This window comes from Niallia taxi, from assembly GCF_032818155.1.
GTDB classification, from domain to species: domain Bacteria; phylum Bacillota; class Bacilli; order Bacillales; family Cytobacillaceae; genus Niallia; species Niallia taxi_A.
In genome coordinates this window covers 728216-748656 of sequence record NZ_CP102589.1, presented here as the reverse complement: position 1 = coordinate 748656, position 20441 = coordinate 728216, and the positions used below count along the sequence as shown (strand labels likewise).

The 20441-nt window shown below is 38.8% G+C and carries 22 protein-coding genes and 1 pseudogene; 4 read left to right on the top strand and 19 right to left on the bottom strand.

Going from position 1 to position 20441, the window contains the following annotated elements; translation table 11 throughout:
* Position 1: 1 nt before the first annotated feature.
* Genes NQZ71_RS03740 through NQZ71_RS03730 form a run of 3 tightly spaced genes read right to left on the bottom strand, consistent with a single transcriptional unit; the run spans position 2 to position 1280 of the window.
* A complete protein-coding gene (locus tag NQZ71_RS03740; protein WP_144454176.1) occupies positions 2–457 on the bottom strand; it encodes an RNA helicase in 456 nt (151 codons plus the stop codon).
* Positions 458–472: 15 nt separating this feature from the next.
* Positions 473–871 (bottom strand): DUF350 domain-containing protein, encoded by a 399-nt coding sequence (locus NQZ71_RS03735; RefSeq protein WP_127739056.1) that lies wholly within the window; start codon positions 869–871, stop codon positions 473–475.
* Between the two features lie 25 nt (positions 872–896).
* Entirely contained in the window at positions 897–1280 is a 384-nt protein-coding gene (locus NQZ71_RS03730; protein WP_235856622.1) for an aminotransferase yhxA, read from the bottom strand.
* Between the two features lie 137 nt (positions 1281–1417).
* Here NQZ71_RS03730 and NQZ71_RS03725 point away from each other — a divergent pair, with 137 nt between their 5' ends.
* Positions 1418–1816 carry a GNAT family N-acetyltransferase gene (locus NQZ71_RS03725; protein ID WP_317011321.1) on the top strand — a complete coding sequence of 133 codons (399 nt, stop codon included), beginning with the start codon at positions 1418–1420 and terminating at the stop codon, positions 1814–1816.
* A 24-nt stretch (positions 1817–1840) separates the two neighbouring features.
* Here the strand turns inward: NQZ71_RS03725 and NQZ71_RS03720 are convergent, their stop codons facing one another.
* Both NQZ71_RS03720 and NQZ71_RS03715 read right to left on the bottom strand, forming a co-directional pair.
* Entirely contained in the window at positions 1841–2806 is a 966-nt protein-coding gene (locus tag NQZ71_RS03720) for a quinone oxidoreductase family protein (RefSeq protein ID WP_317011320.1), read from the bottom strand.
* 155 nt (positions 2807–2961) lie between these two features.
* On the bottom strand, positions 2962–3477 hold the full coding sequence (locus tag NQZ71_RS03715; protein WP_317011319.1) for a DinB family protein: 516 nt from the start codon (positions 3475–3477) through the stop codon (positions 2962–2964).
* 582 nt (positions 3478–4059) lie between these two features.
* On the opposite strand from NQZ71_RS03715, the gene NQZ71_RS03710 reads away from it, so the two are divergent.
* Positions 4060–4644, top strand: a complete 585-nt coding sequence (locus tag NQZ71_RS03710) for a hypothetical protein (protein WP_317011318.1) — start codon at positions 4060–4062, stop codon at positions 4642–4644.
* Positions 4645–5363: 719 nt separating this feature from the next.
* Here NQZ71_RS03710 and NQZ71_RS03705 read toward each other — a convergent pair.
* The 8 genes and pseudogenes from NQZ71_RS03705 to NQZ71_RS03670 form a co-directional block, all read right to left on the bottom strand.
* Positions 5364–5705, bottom strand: coding sequence for a GIY-YIG nuclease family protein (locus NQZ71_RS03705; RefSeq protein ID WP_317011317.1), 342 nt, complete (start codon positions 5703–5705; stop codon positions 5364–5366).
* A 17-nt stretch (positions 5706–5722) separates the two neighbouring features.
* The gene (locus NQZ71_RS03700; RefSeq protein WP_317011316.1) at positions 5723–6475 is read right to left on the bottom strand and encodes a DUF2087 domain-containing protein; all 753 of its coding nucleotides are present in this window, start codon (positions 6473–6475) and stop codon (positions 5723–5725) included.
* A gap of 130 nt (positions 6476–6605) precedes the next feature.
* Positions 6606–7439, bottom strand: a complete 834-nt coding sequence (locus NQZ71_RS03695) for a metallophosphoesterase (protein WP_317011315.1) — start codon at positions 7437–7439, stop codon at positions 6606–6608.
* Positions 7439–8194, bottom strand: a complete 756-nt coding sequence (locus NQZ71_RS03690) for a hypothetical protein (RefSeq protein WP_144454185.1) — start codon at positions 8192–8194, stop codon at positions 7439–7441. The genes NQZ71_RS03695 and NQZ71_RS03690 overlap by 1 nt, the downstream gene beginning before the upstream one ends.
* Before the next feature lie 215 nt (positions 8195–8409).
* Positions 8410–8871 carry a GNAT family N-acetyltransferase gene (locus tag NQZ71_RS03685; protein WP_317011314.1) on the bottom strand — a complete coding sequence of 154 codons (462 nt, stop codon included), beginning with the start codon at positions 8869–8871 and terminating at the stop codon, positions 8410–8412.
* Between the two features lie 41 nt (positions 8872–8912).
* The gene (locus NQZ71_RS03680) at positions 8913–9641 is read right to left on the bottom strand and encodes an SAM-dependent methyltransferase (protein ID WP_394374119.1); all 729 of its coding nucleotides are present in this window, start codon (positions 9639–9641) and stop codon (positions 8913–8915) included.
* A gap of 29 nt (positions 9642–9670) precedes the next feature.
* Positions 9671–10552 carry a GNAT family N-acetyltransferase gene (locus NQZ71_RS03675; protein WP_317011313.1) on the bottom strand — a complete coding sequence of 294 codons (882 nt, stop codon included), beginning with the start codon at positions 10550–10552 and terminating at the stop codon, positions 9671–9673.
* A pseudogene (locus NQZ71_RS03670) lies at positions 10530–11374 on the bottom strand (tyrosine-protein phosphatase). Before NQZ71_RS03670 ends, NQZ71_RS03675 begins: the two are co-directional and overlap by 23 nt.
* A gap of 407 nt (positions 11375–11781) precedes the next feature.
* Here NQZ71_RS03670 and NQZ71_RS03665 point away from each other — a divergent pair.
* Complete coding sequence (locus NQZ71_RS03665) at positions 11782–12729, top strand: exonuclease domain-containing protein (protein ID WP_317011312.1); 948 nt, start codon at positions 11782–11784, stop codon at positions 12727–12729.
* 819 nt (positions 12730–13548) lie between these two features.
* Here the strand turns inward: NQZ71_RS03665 and NQZ71_RS03660 are convergent.
* The 4 genes from NQZ71_RS03660 to NQZ71_RS03645 form a co-directional block, all read right to left on the bottom strand.
* Positions 13549–14877 (bottom strand): 6-phospho-beta-glucosidase, encoded by a 1329-nt coding sequence (locus tag NQZ71_RS03660; RefSeq protein ID WP_317011311.1) that lies wholly within the window; start codon positions 14875–14877, stop codon positions 13549–13551.
* Positions 14874–15203, bottom strand: a complete 330-nt coding sequence (locus tag NQZ71_RS03655) for a PTS lactose/cellobiose transporter subunit IIA (protein WP_127739042.1) — start codon at positions 15201–15203, stop codon at positions 14874–14876. The genes NQZ71_RS03660 and NQZ71_RS03655 overlap by 4 nt, the downstream gene beginning before the upstream one ends.
* A 106-nt stretch (positions 15204–15309) precedes the next feature.
* Positions 15310–16638, bottom strand: a complete 1329-nt coding sequence (gene celB / locus NQZ71_RS03650; protein WP_144454191.1) for a PTS cellobiose transporter subunit IIC — start codon at positions 16636–16638, stop codon at positions 15310–15312.
* A gap of 20 nt (positions 16639–16658) precedes the next feature.
* Positions 16659–16964 (bottom strand): PTS sugar transporter subunit IIB, encoded by a 306-nt coding sequence (locus tag NQZ71_RS03645; protein ID WP_127739040.1) that lies wholly within the window; start codon positions 16962–16964, stop codon positions 16659–16661.
* Positions 16965–17320: 356 nt separating this feature from the next.
* Between NQZ71_RS03645 and NQZ71_RS03640 the strand changes: the two genes are divergently transcribed.
* Positions 17321–17512 carry an aspartyl-phosphate phosphatase Spo0E family protein gene (locus NQZ71_RS03640; RefSeq protein WP_260054301.1) on the top strand — a complete coding sequence of 64 codons (192 nt, stop codon included), beginning with the start codon at positions 17321–17323 and terminating at the stop codon, positions 17510–17512.
* A gap of 172 nt (positions 17513–17684) precedes the next feature.
* On the opposite strand, the gene NQZ71_RS03635 is transcribed toward NQZ71_RS03640, so the two are convergent.
* Both NQZ71_RS03635 and NQZ71_RS03630 read right to left on the bottom strand, forming a co-directional pair.
* Positions 17685–18716: a homoserine dehydrogenase gene (locus tag NQZ71_RS03635; protein ID WP_144454192.1), complete on the bottom strand. Its 1032-nt coding sequence runs from the start codon at positions 18714–18716 to the stop codon at positions 17685–17687.
* 139 nt (positions 18717–18855) lie between these two features.
* Positions 18856–20271, bottom strand: coding sequence for a SpoVR family protein (locus NQZ71_RS03630; protein WP_144454193.1), 1416 nt, complete (start codon positions 20269–20271; stop codon positions 18856–18858).
* Positions 20272–20441: the final 170 nt, after the last annotated feature.

Genomic DNA, 20441 nt, shown 5'->3' with positions numbered 1-20441 from the left:
CTTACTCCTCCTCCAAATCCTTTACGTACAAGACATAAACGCCTCTGTCCTCATCGATTTCTGTTGATGTTACCTCCATTTGACCAACATTAGGTACATCAATGATATCCTTCAGTAAATAGCGGATTACCTCAAAATGGCTTGCAATCGGGATATGAGATAATAGCTTGTAGTTATCTGCTTCCAGATGGTTCCTGAACTCTATATGAATACCTTGGCCTCTGTAGCTCTTTTCATCGAGAACCGATACATTTCTGCCTCTATCTTCGATAACGAGTATCTCTTCATCGCCACCCATCTCATTGGAAACAAGCTCATATTGCTGTCCTCTTAAGATGAGGTATGTGCATAATTGCCTTGCATACAGCTCATCAACACCGACATCCCGAACATCATATTCATAAAACGGGTCGTATTGACCGTTTCCTTTATCAATAAAATACGTCAGTTTCTTCATTTTGCATCTCCCTCATTAATAGGACAGACATTTTGCCACAATCCAGCCAATTGCAAGCGACAATGAAAACAGCATAACACCGACTGCCCGATTATCTTCTTTAATAGCATTGCTGATGCTAAAGCGGATTGTCACAACCTCTGCCAGCACAAATACGATAATTTGCGAAACAATTCCGATTGCCCCCCAGATTGCCATATCTATAAGTGAAACAGAATATTCAGCTGCCGCTCCTAATACAATCGCAAGTCCAATCACCTTACCGCCAAGCAACAGTGCTGCACTGACGTTTTTTTCAGCGATAAGCCTCATTTCATTTATTTTTGGTGTACTTAACATAAATAACAGAATACCGATGACAAGCAGCAAGATTGCTACTCCTAAATAAGAACCGAAATTAAGATATAAGTTCACATTTACACTTCCTTTCTAACATTAATTAGCCTCCGTAGCTCTTCTTCCCGCTTCCGAAGCCACTGCTTTTGTTTGTTGAGTCACTGCCGCCGCTCACACTCGAACTGGAGCTGCTTGATTGCTGTTGCTTCTTGTAGCTTGTATTTTTCAACAAGGACGACTTGGAATTATAATATTTTCCACCATAAAAATAATGGCCATAGTAGCGGGAATTGCTGTCCTCACATTCCCAAACGCCATCATCATCATCCCATTCCCAATTTGTACAGTTCGTATCATCTGGAACTGGCGGGATGTCACTATTGCTGTTTGAATTACCTGTCGCTGTTCCACTGCTGCTGCAGCCTGTAATACCAATAAGGACAGCCGTTGATAAAATGCCTGTCATGACTGTTTTTGTTTTTCCCATGCTAATCACCCCACTCTCATGATGTAACTATACGAATGGATCTTCATAAAGATTCTATTTTTGCAAAAAAATAGTCGGTGACCTATATTTATTCCTTTATAATAGCTTTATAGCAGGGTTTTTTAGGAAGGGTGTAGATGCGAATGCAGGTGCAAATAATGGTCAATCTTCCGATTCAGGATAATGAAGTCCCAGATTTGCGGGAGGCTGTCGGCTGGGGCAGACGAGATAAGGATTATCCTGCCTTATTTGAAAGATGTAATTTCTGGGCAGGTGCACGGGATGAAACTGGCAAGCTAATCGCTTTCGGCTATGTTTGCGGGATGGGACTTGAGCATGGATATGTCGAGGATATTATCGTTCACCCAAGCAAGCAGAAGCAAGGCATTGGCGTGAAGCTTGTGAAGGCTTTAATTGAAGAGGCAAAAAGCTTTGGATTAGGCATTTTGACTGTTTCATTTGATGAGCATAATGCTAACTTTTACAAAACAACTGGGTTTACTGTGTCATCAGGTGGCGTGCTTTATTTGGATTGATAACTACTAATAATCCTCCAGCCATTAAGGCAGGAGGATTATTTTTCCGATGTTTTTTCTGCTTTCCAATAAACCATGAGCAGCTTGTCCTTCGCTTAACGGAAAAGTGGTTATCGGCGGGAGCAGGAGCCGATTTGCTGCCATTAGCTGAAACAGCTCGCCAGAACGGCTGATTCTATCTGCTCTAGTTTGGAGGACATTCCATAAATCTCCTCCTGTTAGCGTTTTGCTTGTATCCATGAGCATACGCGGATCAATCAATGGCGGATCTCCTCCAGCCATCCCATAAAATACGACCGTCCCGCCAGTTTTTGTTGCTTCAAAGCTCTGCATTAACGTTGCCCCAACAGCATCATAAACAACATCTGCACCTTTATTGTCTGTCAGCTTCTTAACTGAAGCAACCCAGTCTCCATCATATGTAAGTGTATGGTCTGCTCCTGCTTTTTTTGCTGCCGCCACCTTCTCTGATGTCGAAGCAATCGCAATAACTACCGCGCCTTTCAGCTTCGCCATTTGCACAAGCAGCTGCCCAACACCGCCAGCGGCTGAATGAACAACCACGAAGTCTCCCTGTTTCACATTAAAGCTGTCTGCAGTCAAATACCCGGCTGTTAACCCTTGGAGTAAAACTGCTGCCGCTTGTTCAAAAGTAATATCATTAGGAACAGGAATCGCTTTATCGATAGGGACTGCCACTAATTCAGCATTTGCGTAAGGAACATCTGCAAAAGCAATGCGGTCACCGATGTTAATATCCTTCACACCAGCACCAATTGCTTCTACAATTCCTGCCCCTTCATAACCAAGAATGTAAGGCGGCTCTCCTTCAAGATGATAATTGCCCTTCCTTCTGTATATATCTGCATAATTTACGCCAATTGCTTTTGTTCGAACGATTACCTCCTGCTCATGGATGATTGGATCTGGCACCTCCATCAGCTTTAACACTTCCTTCGGGCCAAATTCCATAAAGCATAATGCCTTCATATTAAAAACCTCCTTTTCTTGCTCCCTTTATTTTATTATGTCCACATCCTTCACAAAAGCGGAATATATCTATGGTAATCATCGGGAGTTTCGATTTAGGTTTAAAAAAGGGACTGAATTGACTCCAGTCCCTTTGCTGTTGCAATAAACCTTTATTAAGCTTCAAGCAAATATCTCGACTTCAACAGCCCAGCATGATGGCGCTCATGACCTGCAATAATATAGGCGATAGAGTTGACGGTAAACTCACCATTATTAGCAAATCCTGTTCTTTCCCAAGCATCCTTTGGCAAACCTTTCAGCAAGGCAACAGTAGCTGCTCTCACAATCGTCCATTCTGCCAAAAGATCTGCAATTGTTCTGCTTGAAAAGAAGGACGCTTCCACATACCTTTCATCATCATACCCGGAAAGGGGTGTTTGGTCGCCTCTTGCCATTCGTAAAATGCGGTAATTCATAATTCTTTCCGTATCCATCACATGACCGACAACCTCTAAAACACTCCATTTCCCTTCCGCATATCTAAAGTCAGCCTGCTCCTTTGTTATGCCTGCGAGCAGACTCTTTGTATCCTCAAGCTGACTTTCTATAATTTGAATAATGTCTCCTTCTGGCACTAAGTTAACGTAATTTCGATAGTGCTCTGGATATTCGGTAATTGCTGGTTTCATTCCTGTCACTCCTTTTTTTATCTCTCTTATTTGATTCTGCCTTTTTCCGCTTTTCCCTTCCTTACAGGAATCTAAATAAAGACACTAATTACAATATAGATGCCAATACATACAATATATAAAACTGGTAAGCTGATTTTATATTTTTCACACCATATTTTAAGCTGTACAGTCCAGTTTTACTTTCTAGCTAATACTTGAAAAATAATAAAAACTAGCAAAATGAAAAATACCATTTAAATGCCTTTTTTCATTTTGTTCTGTGAAAACTTCTTAATCATTCTTGTTTATTTCTAAGAGCACGTTACACAACTATTACCAAGAATAGGTTATCCTAGTCTTATTTACTGAGTGGATATAAAAAAACCATTAAGTTGGCAAAATCCCTGTAATAACTAAAGTAATTAAAGGAAAAAGTTTATTAAGTTCTTTTGGAACTAACATGGCAGGTTATTTTTAGAAGGAAATGCTCTTTCTACCGTCGAATATCCATGAGTAGATACCCATAATAGTTGATGAATATGTCATCAAAAAACCTATTATTTCGCAATGCTTTTGTTAACTAACTTAAGGGGGACAATTATGTCTAAGATACCAATTGGACCAGTTATTGAAGGTGTTAAAAAAACAGGGAAATTCGTTAAAGACAACAAAAAAGAGATTGGGGCAATTATAGGTGTTGTAGGTAGTATTGGAGGAGCAGCAAAAAAGTGGAAAAAAGAATCCAAAACAGACGACAAATTGCATCCAAGGCATAATAGTTATTTACATTATAAAACTAAAATACTAACGGAATTGGATAATCAAAATAGGAATGAACTTTTTCAATATATAGATGAAATTGAACAATTTATCCAACAGATAAAAAATGAGGAAAAAAGGGGAATTGGCGTAAAAAAGCCTATACATAAAAAAAGAATTAATAATTGGAATGATATTCTTATTCAAATTAAAAATAAGATGTCTACAAAAGATTATCTTGAATTTATTAAAATTTATAACAACCCAAATTATCAAAGTGAATATTTTAGAAGTTTTGAGGGACATGTAGAGAAATTCAAAAAACTCAATAATGTTGAAAATTATGATGGCCTATTGAAATATATTGCAGAAATAACCAGTAGGAATATTGAAAAAATCAAGAAAGATTTTTTACTAAAAGACTAATATATTACCCGAAATATTAAGCCAACATAGTTAAAATAAAGGACTGAGGGGCTGCTGCATAATCCCTATAATTTGTTAAAAGGGAAATACAATACAGTATAGGCATGCTTCTTATATGAATTTTTTTAAGCTTTCTCTGAGTAGAAAAATGAAAGTTTTAAAAAAGTGCAATGTGCATATTAAAGTAATGGATGCATGAGTTAAAGAAATGATTGCTTCGGCGGTCATTTTTCTTATTGCGTTAAAGGAAGTGTTAGTTAAACAAGACATAGCAATATTAAAGCGTTTTTAGTGCAAATCAACACCTAAACTAAATGAAAAATAACTCCTAAAGTGACACCCTATATACTTTCACAAAATAAAAAAGAGGCTTGGACAAAAGTATGCGAATCTACTTAAAATGCGAACTACTTAGTCAACAAATGATTAAATAGTTCAGATTTTCGTGTTTTTTAGTTTTGACACAATGATTAGAAATCTTAGTGGAATGGAGCGGAGGACACTCGACTCCTGCGGGAAATAGAGGAAAGGCTGAGACCCCGCAGGCGTAGACGAGGAGGCTCAGCTTCCTCGCCGCGGAAAGCGAGTGGCTGTAGCGCAATGAAACGAACTGATTTTAAACCCATATTCAATTTAGTCGTGCTTCATTTTTCAAATTTAGATGTAATTTTATTATTCTTGTTTAGAAAGGTTATCTTTTGTTTTGTCCCAGCCACTTCTTAATTATAGCCTCGTTCACCAAATGGCTGCAGCTTCTCGAGCCACTTTTCCTCAAGCTTGCCTAATTCCTCTTTTTCATTAAAATACGGATCGTCCTTTTTCTTTAAGACTTCCAATACCTCAAAAGTAAATGTATCCTTTCCGAACTGCTTCCACTCTGCAACGAGCTTTTTGTTCATATGCCCACCGTTTTCCAAGCTGAATTTCACACCGTTTAATGTTTTGAGATTTCGTGTGCTTCCGACAAACAGCTTGTCATTGTCATTATTTTTAATAAGGTAAATACCTGCCTCGATCGGCGTTTCCTTATAAAGCTGCTTTAATTCTTTTTTTCTGTCCATTTATTTCACCTACTTGTTTATTTTTTAACCCAATACTCGCTTCCGTCATCTTTTCTGTCGATAAAACCGTACTCAATTAATAATCTGCGAATTAGAACATAATCTTCATAAATTGGTATCAATATGTCATTTAATGCTTTTTCGCTGTAAGTCTTGTCATTGTCTATATGCTTAATGATTTCTCTCAAAATAATAAGGCGTTGCTTTTCCTTTAGCGGAAATTTTTTCAGCTTTGCTTCCTGCAGGTCCTCAAAATACTTGCCGACTGTTTTTTGCTGCTCTTCCTCTGTAATGTTATAACGGTCATCTACCATTTTTGCCGTCTTGTGGACTGGTATGAAGCTTGGTGCATGATTATCCTTTTCCTTTAACAGCTCCATTAAAGCAAGAAAGGTTTTTGCCTGTCTTTCCTTTTCCTTCAACACAAACCGATGATGACGAATCGTCGAGGCACTGCCAATTTCCAGCTCCTTCTGTACCTCCGCATCGCTTTTCCCTTGATAAAACAAACCCAACAAATTGCTTTGATGCTCGGTTAATCCTGTAATTTTCTTATCAAGACCGATTAAATAGTCAAAAACAGATTGATGACTTCTTTCAATATGAAGCTTCATATATCTTTCTGCCTCGTATAACATCTCTTGATAAGGATAAATAATCCCCTTTTCAATTACTTCACCACATAAAAGGCACACAAAGGCATCCGTATCCTCTTTATAGCCTTTTTTCAATTCCTCAAGTGATGCATTACTAAAAATATCATCATTCATAACAAACACTCCGATTAAAAGTTTGTATTTTTATAAACAAAAATTAAATTTGTTTGTTTTTATTTTATGTAATTGTTATTAAAATGTCAACGTCATAAAAAAAAGAATGCGGCTGTCCGCATCCTTCTGTCTATTTTTTGCCTTTGATAGTAATCTCAACAATTTCTGGAGTATTGAACACCCTTTGTGGAATAATACTGTTCCCAAGTCCGCGATTGACAATCATTGCTGTACCGTCTTGTTCATATTTACCTGCTGTATACTTTGGTAAAAAGCCTTGGTCAGGTGCAACCAATCCGCCTACAAATGGGATTCTGACCTGGCCGCCATGAGCATGTCCTGAAAGAACGAGATCAATATTATGTTTAGCATAGATGGAAAAAAGCTCAGGCCGGTGTGACAGCAGCACGACAAATTCTTGATCGTTCACACCCTCTAAGGTTTTTCCCAGCTCTGTCTCAACAGTTACTGCACTTGCTTCACTGCTAATTGCTGGGTCATCAATACCTGCGAGGAGAAACGTTGTTCCATTCAAGTGGAGCTTCTCCCTCTGATTATGCAAAATGGTAACATCAGTTGACTTGATAACCTTCTCCAATTGGTCATATTTCCCTGACCAATATTCATGATTACCTGTGACATAATAGGTTGGTGCTATTTCCTTAAGCTGCTTCAGCAAGGAAAGTACTGTCTTTTCATCATATTTATCCTTATCAATAATATCACCTGTAAAGGCAATGATATCAGGACGTAATGCTTGCACTTTAGAAACTAGACGATGCTGATTTTCACCGAATTCCTTACTATGCAAATCAGATAATTGAATAATTTTTAAGCCATCACCAGTTATTTCTTGTGATGTAATAGTAAATCTGCTTATGGAAAGCCGGTTATTTTGAAAATAGGAAAAAACAACGGCGCAAAGAAGAAAAAGAGTTATGATTAACAGTATCTTTTTTTTCATTATGTTTCTTGCTGGCGCTGCTGCCATTCTACATCAAAACCGCCACGCAAGCCGTTTCCTTTCAATACAATTGTGTATGTTCCAGTCTTCTTGATATGAAGCTTCAGCTCCCTACTTTCTTCCTTTAATTGTGAAAGGGTTCTGTTTTGACCATCAACAATATAATAGCTGTATCCACCGCCATTTTCATTTTGCACCTGTACTTTCACAAGCAATTCCTCCCCTGCCTTTGCTTCAACTGGTATTTCCTTTTCCCCATTAAAATATAAAAAGTAAGCAGAATAGGAATTTTGGCCAACAACTTCATTCCATTCTTTTTTTACTGTTGTGTCTGGAAGAAGGAATAGAAAAAGCAGAAAAAGCAGCGGAATAACACAAAAGCTTACTTTAAAAATCTTGATGTTTTTAGCCAGGTATTTCCCAAAATAAAGGAGCAGGGTACAAATCGCACCATACAACCCTGCAAGAGCAATGGAATGTGTTTGCTGAAGAAGCAGAAAAAACACACCGAAAACAACTATATATACAGGCAGCTTCCAGCTCGGACGGCTGGAAATAATCTGACCAACCAACAAGGAACAGAGTACCCCACAGCACCAAAAAACAACCCAATAGGCTAAATTAGTAGTAAACGCATACATGTTTCTGTCCAAAAATAGGATTATCCCCATATAAACAACAACTAAAAAACCGGCACCAGCAATATCACTAAGCAAGAAAGCCCTTCTTCGTTTACCTTGAACGGTTTCCATCATGATCCTCCTCTGCTACAATACCTGTATTTTATCAGAAGAGCAGGCGTTTGTTCCAATTTTTTCTATTTTACTAGTTTGTTATTGGGTTTATATGGATAATTACTATAAGGTTTTATTAGCTTCATTAAGAATAGAAGAAAGCAAAAAACAAAAATAGATACGCAGTTTTATTGGATTCGGCTGTTATAATCGGTTTCCTTTAACGCAGTAATGAGCTAGAGTGACCTTTTTTCCATAACAAAAAAACTCATCTCTTCGCCAGCAAACATATATGTCTTCTTGAAGCCAGCCCTTTCATAAAGAGTAATAGCCCGCTCATTAAAATCAGCAACCGTTAATCGGATAGACTTACTCCCTTTAACCTGCTCCAAAACAAACCGAATAAAGCTTCCACCATTTCCTTTACCAGTCAGCTCAGGCTTCATGCCTAAACCAATGTCTAAGCAGTCCTCCTGATAGGCGCCGAAAAGATAGCCTAAAGGAACTTGTGCAGCATAACCAATGCAATAGAAGCCGGCCAAGTTTCCACTATCATTTAAAACGGCAAAATAAGGTGCTTCAAGCAGCTCCTTCATTGATTCTTCTTTATTATTATCGTTGTAAAAGTCATACGGTGGCTCGTAATTCCAGTCGAGAATTTCCTCCGCCCATGCTTTTGTCATTTTAGTAGCTTTCATCTTATTTCTGGATTCCCTTCTAAATCGCTTATTTAAAAGCCTCATACCTTCACAATTCTCAGCATCGTATCAGCATTTCTCTGAAATTCATACCCAACCTTCCGCTCTTCTGCTTTATGACCCTTTGCTGCTAAGCGACTAATCACTTCATCTAAATATGCATATCTGTTTCCATCTAAATCAACTGTCGGGAAGATGCGAATTTCTGTTTTAGCGACTCTGAGGAGTTCGTCAATTACAGCAAAATGAAAATCCTTGTCGAGCCTGTCTGCATAGGTAAATAAAAAGTGAGCTGACAGCACAATATCAAATTCCTCTGCTGCAAATGGTAGTGAGGGCAAGGTACACGCTAAATATCTTGCAGGATTATTTGCTCTGTCCTTATAACAAGCAGTCAGCGCCTCTTTTCGACTTGCTTTCAAGCCGCACATATCTTGAAAGTAGTTCCAAACATAGTGGTCCTTGACCTTTTCAAGGGAATCAACAGTATGCTTTATGTCTTCAAGTCCTTTTTCATACAGGTCTTGATTCTGATGATAGTAGGCAATGTCTGCCGCCATGATATTAAGACCATGCACTGCCCCTTCTGCTGTAAAGGAACAAGCACCTGCAGGACAATCTAAAATTTTTTTACCCTTCAAATCGTCTAGCTTTAATGAGAACATATCCATGTATTCTTTAAAAGTTCTGCCGATAAAGATAATTCTCTCTAAGGATAGTCCTTCCTTTGCCACTACAGCACCACCTCTATCATTATATCTTCCAGACATCTTTAACATTTCATTATATTAAAATAGATTTATGCTTTCGCCATAACAGGATGCTTAACACCTTCTGGGTAGATACCTTCCCCAGTCACTTTCACAAAAAGTACATCCTCCGTTTCAACAGCCTTCCTGCTTAATAAGCCACTTAAATTCTCTGGAGTAAAATGAAGGATAACCTCTGTCGTTCCCAAAGCAGTTATTTTCACAAGGAGCTCTTCCATATCCACAGCATAGCTTGCAATTACATCATACAGATGAAGCTTGTTCCCATCCTTCTCACAGATGATAATCACTTTCTCCTCTTCTAAAAGGTATATCTGGTCATGAAATACATTTAAACAATAAAAAAGCAAAATCCCACTCGTTTGCTCTGTTGAAAAGACTTGTGACAAGGATTTACGCTTTATTGCAAAATCCTGAATAAATTGTAGATCTTCCAAGCCTTTGCCATCCAGCTTTCGCATCTCGACAGGCAACGCGCCTGCATTATCAATTTCAATAAAGTACTCTGCCTCCTCTACTCTATTGAATCCAAACTTAGGATAAAACTCCAACACCTCATGATTGGCAAAAAGATAAAACAGGTCTACTTCGTTCTCGAATTCAGCAAGTACCTTTTCCAAAAGAAAGCGTGAAAGCCCTCTGTCTCTATAGTCTGGATGTGTCATGACCGTACCGATTTGCACAGCCTTTTTTAGCTGTCCTGCCACAATTAAATCAACGAGATTAACTGATACATTCGCAACGACCTTTCCATTATCGCAAAAGGAATAGGGAATATAACGTTCATTCCAAAAGCCTTTTACATACCAGTCTTCAAAGCTTATTCCAAAAATATTAACCGCAAGTTCTGAAAAGCTTTTCCGCAAACTGTCATTCTGTTTATAATCTTTAACGAAGAACAATTCTTGCATAAGGCTCCTCCTTGATTATCTTATCATCACTCACTAACAGCAGCGCTCTCATGCTTTTAAGCGTTTGCGTGGAGATGCCGCATGCTGTCTGCAGATAATTTTCTATTGTCCCATATTCTTGAATAATTGCTTCATATACAGGCTGTAAATATTCACGCCGCACCTCAAGAACTGGTCTGAGGCGTGCAGATGACACTCTAAAAAGGCTGATCCACCGTAATACATTCTCCAGTTTTTTCATCTTTGGACCAATCAGGTTATTGGAATGGAGATAATCAGCCATTACCTCTTCATAATTTATGCCAATTGCCAGCTGCAGCATTGCTGACATAAAGCCAGTACGGTCCTTTCCGCCAGTGCAATGAATTAATATCGGATAGTTTTCACGATGTGCTAACAGCTCAATCATTTGCTTGAGCTCCTGATTACATTGAAAGGCCATATATTTATACATGTCATGCATAATATCCTCAAAGTTAATTCCCTTTGTTCCCATAACGAGAAATCTAAAAAACTCTTTGCGGGTAAACTCCCTGCTTTTGTCGTTCATGGAAAGTGTGATCACATTTATTCCATGCTTTTCATTAAGCCTGCTTACCTTCGACTTTCGCTCTGCATCCGTTCTAAAATCACAGATTGTTTTTATTCCTAAACGCTTATTTTGTTTATATCTTCCTTCGACAGCTTAGATAGTTCCTCAGACCGGAAAACGAGTCCAAGCCCCATCCTTTCACCGTCATAACCGCTCCTCCCTCCAACATCCCGAAAGTTGGCAAGCCGGTCGAACTTTAGCTCCAAACCATTATTCTGTAAATGCTTCATCCTGCCTCTCTCCTCCAAATAATCCATATACCACCGCTGCATCCATCACTAGGTAACAGTAAAATCCAGTTGAAATAACCTTTTCCTATTTATTAAAATTGTCATCCTTGATTCTCCTTTTAGAGGTAAATTTCACCCTTTAAATTAAGGGGTTGTACAAAGCATATCCATTATATGACTGAATGTACAGAAAAAGTAATAACTCCACCTGGAAGCGCCACCATACAATCATATATTATTATTCTTGAATAATAGTATATGATTGTAAATTGGAAATTCATATAAGTAGTTCTCTTTTATGAAGATATATTGCATGTTGGAATTATTTGCACCAGTTCAGGAATATCAATCTATCAAACATACGTGGTATATTATTATAAAGAGAAGTTTTTGTGAGGAGTGATACGATGGATTTTATTGCGATAGATTTTGAGATTGCGAATGAAGAAATGGACAGTGCCTGCTCGATCGGACTTGCTTATGTTGAAAACAATCAGGTGGTAAAGACAGATTATTATCTTATTAAGCCGCCTGTGTTAAGATTTAACGAAAGATTTGTCGCTGTTCACGGGATAACAGCAGCTGATGTACAGGAGGAACCAACCTTTGATCAAGTTTGGGAAAAGCTGAAGGACAAGCTGGAAAATCAGCTCCTGATTGCACATAATGCCCAATTTGATATGAGTGTCTTGCATAGCTGTTTGATGAAATACGGTCTTCCAATACCAACGCTTCGTTATGCTGACAGCATTTCGATAAGCACGGCAGCATGCAGAGGGGAAGGGATACGGCAATCCTTAAAGGCTCGCACAGCTAGATTTGGTGTCAAACTGGAGGATCACCACAATGCGGGAGCTGATGCGATAGCTTGTGCTGAATTAGTTATCGCAAGTATTAAGGCGATGGACGAATCTTGTCTTGCTGATTATTTTAAGACAAATAGGCGTATCGCAGTTAAGTCATTTACAGAATTAAAGCCGCAAATCTCCTTCAGCAAAAGAAGACCAGCACCAAAAACAACGAAAAAGTTCCATTCTGTGTCTATTTCTGAAATTGCAGCAACTACCGAAACCTTTGATGAGTCAAATGCATTGTTTGGTAAAAATGTTGTTTTCACAGGAGATTTAGCAACATTGGACAGAAAAGCAGCGATGCAAAAAGTAGTGGACGCAGGTGGGCTTGTTAAAAGCGCTGTTAGCGGGAAAACGAACTATCTTGTCGTTGGTGTTCAAGACAAGCAGCTTGTCGGTGCCACAGGCATCAGCACAAAGGAAAAGAAGGCTTATGAGCTAAAAGAAAAGGGTCAGGATATTGAGGTTGTTAACGAAGAGCAGTTCCTGCGTTTGCTTCAATAACAACTGATGCTTACGAGGTCAACACAAATATGTTTCTCTAATTCAAGAGGCTGGGACATAAGTATGTGAATCTATGTAAAAACTGAACGATTTAATCAACTGATGATTAAATCGTTCGGTTTTTTGGTTTCTTTAGTTTTAATACAAATGATTAGAAATCTTAGTGGAGTGGAGCGGAGGACACTCGACTACTAAGGGAAATAGAGGACGCTTTAGACCCCGCAGGCGAAGGCGAGGAGGCTCAGCTTCCTCCCCGCGGAAAGCGCGAGGACGAGCGCGCAATGAAACGAACTAATTTTAAACCCATATATTCTATTTAGTCACGTGCTTCATTTTTCCAATTCAGATGTAATTTTATTATTCGTATTTAGAAAGGTTATCTTTTGTTTTATCCCGCCACTTTTTTATGTTATTGATCTAAATACAATAATTAAAAACTTAGTGAAATGGAGCGGAGCATACTCGACCTTTCTATTTTTATCATCTAGTAAACTTCTTTCTATTTATATGTATAACAGTTTGCTAGTTTGGAAAGAATGGTATTACAAAGGAGGAATTGAGATGAATAAAATGACAAAATTAGATGTAAAGGATTTTATCATTGATGAAAGGTTTGAGCTTCACTCCTACTTAGCCTACTTATTTACACAAAAAGACAATACAGAGGAAGCTGCTGTTTAATTGCTATTATATATTTTCTATGCAGAAGCAAGGGAATCTCCCTTGCTTTTTTGTTGGTTTCTAAGCTGACGAAAAGCTCTATTAATATCTTAATCTGCTCAACTAAAAAAAGGACGGTTTCCCGTCCTTCCTTTCATATTATGCTTCAACCTTGTTGAAGAACTGTGGTAAATGCTCTTTATGTGCTTCAAGCATTTCGTCTACAATTTCCTTCGCAACCGTATCTGATGGAGATAGTGGGTTGATTGTAAGAGCCAGGATTGCTTTGTCATAGTCACCTGTTACTGCTGCTTCTGCTGCAACTCTTTCAAAGGATTTAATTTGTTGCACTAGTCCTCTTACTGCTACTGGCAGCTCACCCATTACGATTGGTTTTGGACCATCCTTTGTAATGATGCTGGAAACCTCGACTGCAGAGTCATTCGGAATGCCAGCGATAGCTCCGTTGTTGATTGTGTTAACAGGCTGAATGTCGCGTTTGTCGTTGTAAATAGAATTGATCAAACGTACTGCTGCATCAGAGTAGTATGCTCCTCCGCGTTTTTCCAATTGTGGTGGCTTAATAGCCAGATTTGGATCTTTGTAAAGCTCGAACAATTCTTTTTCAAGTGCTTGCACGACTTCAGCACGAGTTCCTTCACTTTTCGAGTTCTTTTGATCTTTAGCGATCATTTCGCTCGTTTTGTAGTAGTACATATGGTAAGGACATGTGAGCACATTTAATGCTTTAATGAATTCTGGCTCCCAGCCAAGACCTTCGATATTTTTAACAAATGAACTGTTATTTGGGTCTGTTAGAAGGTTGATTACTTTATCCTTCACGCTTTCTCCATCGATATACACATCTAGTCCGTATACCATATGGTTTAATCCAGCGAAGTCAATGCGAACTCTAGAATGATCAACATCTAGAAGCTTCGCAATACCCATTTCCATACCGATTGGAACATTGCATAAGCCGACTACTTTTTTGATGTTTGAATAGCGCAGCACTGCTTCTGTAACCATACCAGCTGGATTTGTGAAGTTGATAAGCCAAGCGTTCGGGCAAAGCTCCTCGATATCCTTACAAATATCTAAAATAACAGGAATTGTACGCAAGCCTTTGAACAATCCGCCAGGACCGTTTGTTTCTTGGCCAAGCACGCCATATTTCAACGGAATTCTTTCATCTTTCGCACGAGCATCAAGTAGGCCGACACGGAATTGTGTTGTAACAAAGTCTGCATCCTTAAGTGCTTCTCTGCGGTCAAGTGTCAAATGCACCTCAATTGGCAAGCCTGCTTTTTCGATCATACGCTTTGCCAGGTTACCAACGATTTCAAGCTTTTCCTTACCTGCTTCAATATCAACAAGCCATAGTTCTCTGATTGGTAATTCTTCGTAGCGTTTAATAAAGCCTTCTACTAATTCTGGTGTATAGCTTGATCCTCCGCCAATTGTGGCAATTTTAATTCCGTTTGTCATTTTTGGACACCTCCAGGAGTTTTAACAAGTTCATATAAATCAATAATTTCTTGAGCTAAATCCTTAAGCGTGATTGCATTCATTAAGTGATCCTGTGCATGTACCATCAACAGGGATACCTCAATTTTGTTTCCTCTTACTTCATTTTGAATAAGGGATGTTTGGATATGGTGGGCATCATTTAGTGCTTCTGCAGCTTCCTCCATCTTCTGCTTAGCAAGCTCGAAGTTTCCTTCTTTAGCAGCTGCAATTGCTTCCATTGCGCAGCTTTTTCCGTTTCCTCCGTGGAGGATAATTTGGAATACTGTTTCTTCCATATTAGCCATTTTATAATCAACCCTTCTATTTTAGAATGTAAAAATTGTTAAGTATGTGCGCAAGTATTTTTGAAGCGTTTCCAAAAATACTCGCACATTAATTAGCAACTAATAATTAGCTTACTTTTGTGAATTCTGTACCTTTTTCTTCTGCTAATTTTTGTTTATCCCAAGTTCTGAAGAATGGGAAGTAAAGTACAAACGCAATACCGATGTTAACAAGCTGCATTATTGCACCGGAAAGCTTTCCGCCTGTTGCCAAGTATCCACCGATTAGCGGCGGTGTAGTCCAAGGGATTGCAATTCCTGCTGGTTTTGCCACAAAGCCAAGTTTCATTGCATAGTATGTCACTGTGATTGTAATAATTGGTGTTAAGAAGAACGGGATGATCAATAATGGGTTCATTACGACTGGTGTACCGAAAATAACTGGTTCGTTAATCATAAATGCTCCCGGTCCGATTGATAATCGGCCTAAATCCTTCATTTGTCTGCTTCGTGCAAACAATACCATCATAAGAACGAATGCGAATGTTGCTCCAGATCCACCGATATTGATGAATACTTCAAAGAATTGTGCTGTGAAAATCTCTGGAAGCTCTTTTCCTGCTTGGAAAGCAGCTTTGTTAGCATCTGTGTTAGACAGCCAGATTGGGTTCATTACCCCACCAACGATGTTTGTACCGTGTAGACCTGCAGACCATAACAACATTACCAATCCATATGCGATAATAGAACCGATAAGTGATCCACCTAATAAGCCAAGCGGTTTGCCAAGTACTAGTGTTACAATATCATGTATACTGTTGATACCGAAATATTCTACAACTAAACGAATTACCCAAATGATAGCGATTACAATAAAGCCCGGAATTAAAGCAACAAATGATTTACTTACTGCTGGTGGAACTCCGTCAGGCATTTTAATTACCATGTTTTTGTTAATAATAAAGCGGTAAACCTCTGTTGAGAACAATGCGATTAAGATTGCTACGAACAATCCTTTGCTTCCCATCATTGCTACTGGGATAGCGCCTGTTACTGCTACTGATTCTGTTGCACCTTCTGCTAAGAAAGGAACATTAAATGGTGTTGCTAAAAGGAAAGCACATAGTGAGATAACCCCTGCTGTAATAGCATCTAGTGAATATCTTTCAGCTAGTCTGTAAGCAATACCGAATGCTGCAATCAGACCCATCATATTGAATGTAGCATCAACTGGATAAGAGATTTTTGTTAGCCAAGCATCTCCGAATACTCTTGCCATAAAGTCTGCATAACCTGGAATTGGTAGATAACCTAGAATCAAGAACACTGAACCGATGATAATCATTGGCATTGCCAAGATGATACCGTCTTTTAATGCACCTAAGTGCCTTTGAGCAGCCAATTTGGCTGCAAAAGGCATAAATTTTTCTTCTAAGAAGGCTAAGAACTTATTCATATTTATCACCTTATCCTATTTTAGTTGTTAACTAGGTTGATAGCTGATTTCAATACTTCTGCGCCATTGCAAGTTCCGTAATGCATCATGTTGATAGAATCTACTGGAATTCCTTTTTCTGCTCCAAGTTTTTTCATTTGTGGAAGCAAATAGCGAACTTGTGGTCCAAGCAAAAGGACATCTGCGTTATCGATATGGCTTTTTACTGCATCTGCGCTTTCAGCCCAGATTTTGCATTCAATTCCTTGTTCCTTTGCAGCAGCTTCCATTTTTGTTACTAATAGACTTGTAGACATTCCTGCAGCACAGCATAATAAGATATTCATAATATAATTCCTCCTAGAAATTGAATTGTATGATAAAAAGAGTTTTTAGAATGCTAACGCATACACTATATTAATTCATTTATGTTTTGTTCTTCTTGTCGTATATGCTTTTTGCATTCCGTTTGTTGCTGTATTACCTTATGTCCTTATCTTAATGTAAAAGCGCTTACATGAACACATAATGTTTTTCCTTTGCCTAACGGAAATGATTGTGCCTCCCTAAAATCAAAGCCCATTTTTCTCCCATATTTAATAAATGTTTTTCAATTTATGTAAATTTCCTTATAAAAACACTTAATTTTTCCAAATTATTTTGTTAGAATAAGTACAAAGATTGATACCTAGGAGTAATCATTATGATAGCGAAAAAAGATAATAAGGAGAGTATGAGCGAGCTGCTGCAAGATATTGAATCTTTAAAGCTAGAACTGATTAAAGCAGGAAGTGATAGAGGTCTTAATGATCCTGGTACACTTCGGATCAGTGAACAGCTTGATACTTACATTGTCAGATATCAGAGAATGGCTGCCCAAAAATCCGCCCTGTAAGTTTGCAATGCCGAAAATATATAGCATCACGTATCTGATTGACACTTTTCCGGCATGCATTCGCCTGCAATGTTAGCGGAAAGTAATCATATGCCTCCTTGTAGCTTTTACGTTATCTCGATAATAATACCAAAACCGGCCTCCTAATAGGAGGCCGGTTTTGATGTAAGCACTATCCACGATACAAATTCAGCATATCCTTAATCGCCGCAGCTGCAGCTCCTCTTGGGTGGGAGGCCCCACCTATACAGCAAATTGTCCCCATTTCCTCTGTATGAAATAAAATTCCTTTGTTTGTACCTTTCACATTCATTAGTGGATTATCTGCCGTAATGATTTCAGGCTTTACCTGAAGTATTATTATGCCGTCAATAGATCTTGCACTCGCCACAAGTTTAATGTCATTGCCGTTAATTTTTGCAAATTGCATATCTGCCTTCGAGACCTTTTCAATGCCTTCAATACTAATATCGTTCAAGGTCCATGTTTTATGGAACAAGCCGTTTGCCAGTAACAGGATTTTGCAGGCACTATCGTAGCCTTGTACATCTAATGCTGGGTTGGCTTCTGCAATTCCTCTTTCTTGTGCAAGCCTTAGCGCATTTTCAAAGGAGAGATTATCCTCCGACATACTTGTCAAAATGAAGTTGGAGGTTCCATTCAATATGCCTTCAATTCCAGTGATACGGCTGCCTGCCAAACTGTATTCACCGATATCGAGGGTTGGAAGTGCTGCTGCCGTTGCTCCGCTGTATTTAATACGGCAGCCATTGCTATCAGCAAGCTTCTTTAGCTCTGGCAATGCCTGTACAAGCGCTCCCTTACTAACAGAAATAATATCCATATTCTTTGTGATGGCAGCCTTCATATAGGACAATGCCGGTTCACCGGTTTCTAAGTTGGTTGGAGAGCATTCAATTAGCACATCTCCTTTTAACTCTGGTGCTTGGATAGAGATCTGCTTTTGCTGTGCATATTGCCCCAGAGCCTGTGATCCTTTGCCGAAGGAAAGCAATGTTACTAAGTCAATGCCATCCTCTTCATAAATCATACCTTTTGATCCTATTATCCCTACTATCTCTGCATAAAAACCGTATGAATCCCGATACCGCTCCTTCTGTTCCATCATCATTTTCACGAACTCTTTTGCTACAGTTCCGTAGCCTGTAATCATTATTTTGCGTTTTGTATAAGTCTCACCCATTTGCAAATCTACCTCACTTCATACAAGCATTTTTTTACTTTATTCTTGATGTAACAGCATTTTTCCTTCCTTTTGCCTGCAGATGATTTTTGCATAAAAAAAAGAAGCTCGCGCTTGCGAACCTCGTCTCTTTCTTATTTTACAAATATTTGCGATGTAATGCTTTTCCGTCATACGTATACAGGATGTTCTTATCCTCGACTACTGTTTCCATATGAACATTTCTGCCCCAAAGCTGATGGATATATGGAAGAACCTTCTCTAAATACTTTAAATCAAGTTCAATGCCTTCAAATCCATGCTTTAAGTACAGCTCACCGTTTTTTAAATAGTCGCCGTCGTTAACCGTAATATATGGGAATCCTCCATTAACTCTCATGCTGACAAGCTGATCCCTTACCTGCTCCCAGCCTTTATCGACAACTTTGTATTCTCTGCCTTGCTTTTGGAATAAGTACATATCTTCTCTTGTTACTAAATCCTTCGTCAAATAGTTCCTTAAAAAGGAGATATCTGATTCAATTTCTCTGACCTCAAACATTTTTTCTCTGCCAGAGTTTGGTTTAATGCCGCGTTTTTTCATCTCATCTGTCGGATTATTATAACGGTCTTCGATGTCTTCAAATATCTTCAGACCAAGATAATAAGGATTGATGCCAGTTTTGGATGGCTGTACAACACCTGCGTTCAGCTTGGCAAACTCAATTGCCTCAGAACTCGTCAAATCAAGCTCTCTGACTATCCGCTGATGCCAATAGGACGCCCAGCCCTCGTTCATGATTTTTGTCTCAAGCTGCGGCCAGAAGTACAGCATTTCTTCTCTCATCATTGTTAAAATATCCCGCTGCCATTCTGTCAGCTCCCTGCTGAAGCTTTCAATAAACAGTAAGAGATCCTTTTCCGGCTGTGGCGGGAATTTTTTTATAACTTTCTTTTTTTCCTGCTTCGGTTTATTGCGGGAATCTAAACCCCATAAATCATCATACGGTGTTCCGATTGTTTCTTCCACTTCCTCATATTCCACATCGTCCATCGTCCAAGCAAGCTTCGGTCTCATTAAGCTTGGATCAATATGCTCGTCAATGGCAAGAACTGCATCTAGAAATGTTTCCACTTCATGCTTGCCGTACAAAATCTCATATTGACGTATGCGGTCGGCAGTAGCAGCCATACTTTCTACCATTTCTCTTTTAGTATTTTGGAAGCGGACGTTATTCTTGAAAAAATCACAATGGGCCAATACATGGGCAACAATCAGCTTATTATTGATAAGTGAATTGCTGTCGAGCAAAAAGGCATAGCAAGGATTTGAATTGATGACAAGCTCATATATTTTAGACAAGCCTAAATCATAATGAAGCTTCATCTTATGAAATTGCTTGCCAAAGCTCCAATGGGAATAACGTGTAGGCATGCCGTAGGCGCCGAATGTGTAAATGATATCTGCAGGACAAATTTCATACCTCATCGGGTAGAAGTCCAATCCAAAGCCAGTAGCGATTTCTGTGATTTCTTCGATGGCATATTGAAGTTCTTTCTGCTCTACTTCATTCATTCCGTTCTCTCCCTTCACCGTCTTAAATTAATGTATGAGCGAAATGACTGAATGATGATTTTTTTACCGCTTTAAAAAGGTGGAAAAAAATTCATAAGGAAAAACAATACCATTATTTTTTTGCTGTTTCAGTAAAAAAACCTGCAAAGGAGTGAATCCCTTGCAGGCTT

Coding starts and splice junctions, on each gene's coding strand:
- NQZ71_RS03660 (WP_317011311.1), bottom strand. CDS start 14,877: ATGACAAACGGAATTAAAATTGCCACAATTGGCGGAGGATCAAGCTAT.
- NQZ71_RS03720 (WP_317011320.1), bottom strand. CDS start 2,806: ATGAAGGCATTATGCTTTATGGAATTTGGCCCGAAGGAAGTGTTAAAG.
- NQZ71_RS03675 (WP_317011313.1), bottom strand. CDS start 10,552: ATGCAAGAATTGTTCTTCGTTAAAGATTATAAACAGAATGACAGTTTG.
- NQZ71_RS03725 (WP_317011321.1), top strand. CDS start 1,418: ATGCGAATGCAGGTGCAAATAATGGTCAATCTTCCGATTCAGGATAAT.
- NQZ71_RS03690 (WP_144454185.1), bottom strand. CDS start 8,194: ATGATGGAAACCGTTCAAGGTAAACGAAGAAGGGCTTTCTTGCTTAGT.
- NQZ71_RS03710 (WP_317011318.1), top strand. CDS start 4,060: ATGTCTAAGATACCAATTGGACCAGTTATTGAAGGTGTTAAAAAAACA.
- NQZ71_RS03645 (WP_127739040.1), bottom strand. CDS start 16,964: ATGAATATCTTATTATGCTGTGCTGCAGGAATGTCTACAAGTCTATTA.
- NQZ71_RS03695 (WP_317011315.1), bottom strand. CDS start 7,439: ATGAAAAAAAAGATACTGTTAATCATAACTCTTTTTCTTCTTTGCGCC.
- celB (WP_144454191.1), bottom strand. CDS start 16,638: ATGAATAAGTTCTTAGCCTTCTTAGAAGAAAAATTTATGCCTTTTGCA.
- NQZ71_RS03680 (WP_394374119.1), bottom strand. CDS start 9,641: ATGTCTGGAAGATATAATGATAGAGGTGGTGCTGTAGTGGCAAAGGAA.
- NQZ71_RS03685 (WP_317011314.1), bottom strand. CDS start 8,871: ATGAAAGCTACTAAAATGACAAAAGCATGGGCGGAGGAAATTCTCGAC.
- NQZ71_RS03640 (WP_260054301.1), top strand. CDS start 17,321: ATGATAGCGAAAAAAGATAATAAGGAGAGTATGAGCGAGCTGCTGCAA.
- NQZ71_RS03700 (WP_317011316.1), bottom strand. CDS start 6,475: ATGAATGATGATATTTTTAGTAATGCATCACTTGAGGAATTGAAAAAA.
- NQZ71_RS03635 (WP_144454192.1), bottom strand. CDS start 18,716: ATGGGTGAGACTTATACAAAACGCAAAATAATGATTACAGGCTACGGA.
- NQZ71_RS03655 (WP_127739042.1), bottom strand. CDS start 15,203: ATGGCTAATATGGAAGAAACAGTATTCCAAATTATCCTCCACGGAGGA.
- NQZ71_RS03665 (WP_317011312.1), top strand. CDS start 11,782: ATGGATTTTATTGCGATAGATTTTGAGATTGCGAATGAAGAAATGGAC.
- NQZ71_RS03630 (WP_144454193.1), bottom strand. CDS start 20,271: ATGAATGAAGTAGAGCAGAAAGAACTTCAATATGCCATCGAAGAAATC.
- NQZ71_RS03740 (WP_144454176.1), bottom strand. CDS start 457: ATGAAGAAACTGACGTATTTTATTGATAAAGGAAACGGTCAATACGAC.
- NQZ71_RS03705 (WP_317011317.1), bottom strand. CDS start 5,705: ATGGACAGAAAAAAAGAATTAAAGCAGCTTTATAAGGAAACGCCGATC.
- NQZ71_RS03730 (WP_235856622.1), bottom strand. CDS start 1,280: ATGGGAAAAACAAAAACAGTCATGACAGGCATTTTATCAACGGCTGTC.
- NQZ71_RS03715 (WP_317011319.1), bottom strand. CDS start 3,477: ATGAAACCAGCAATTACCGAATATCCAGAGCACTATCGAAATTACGTT.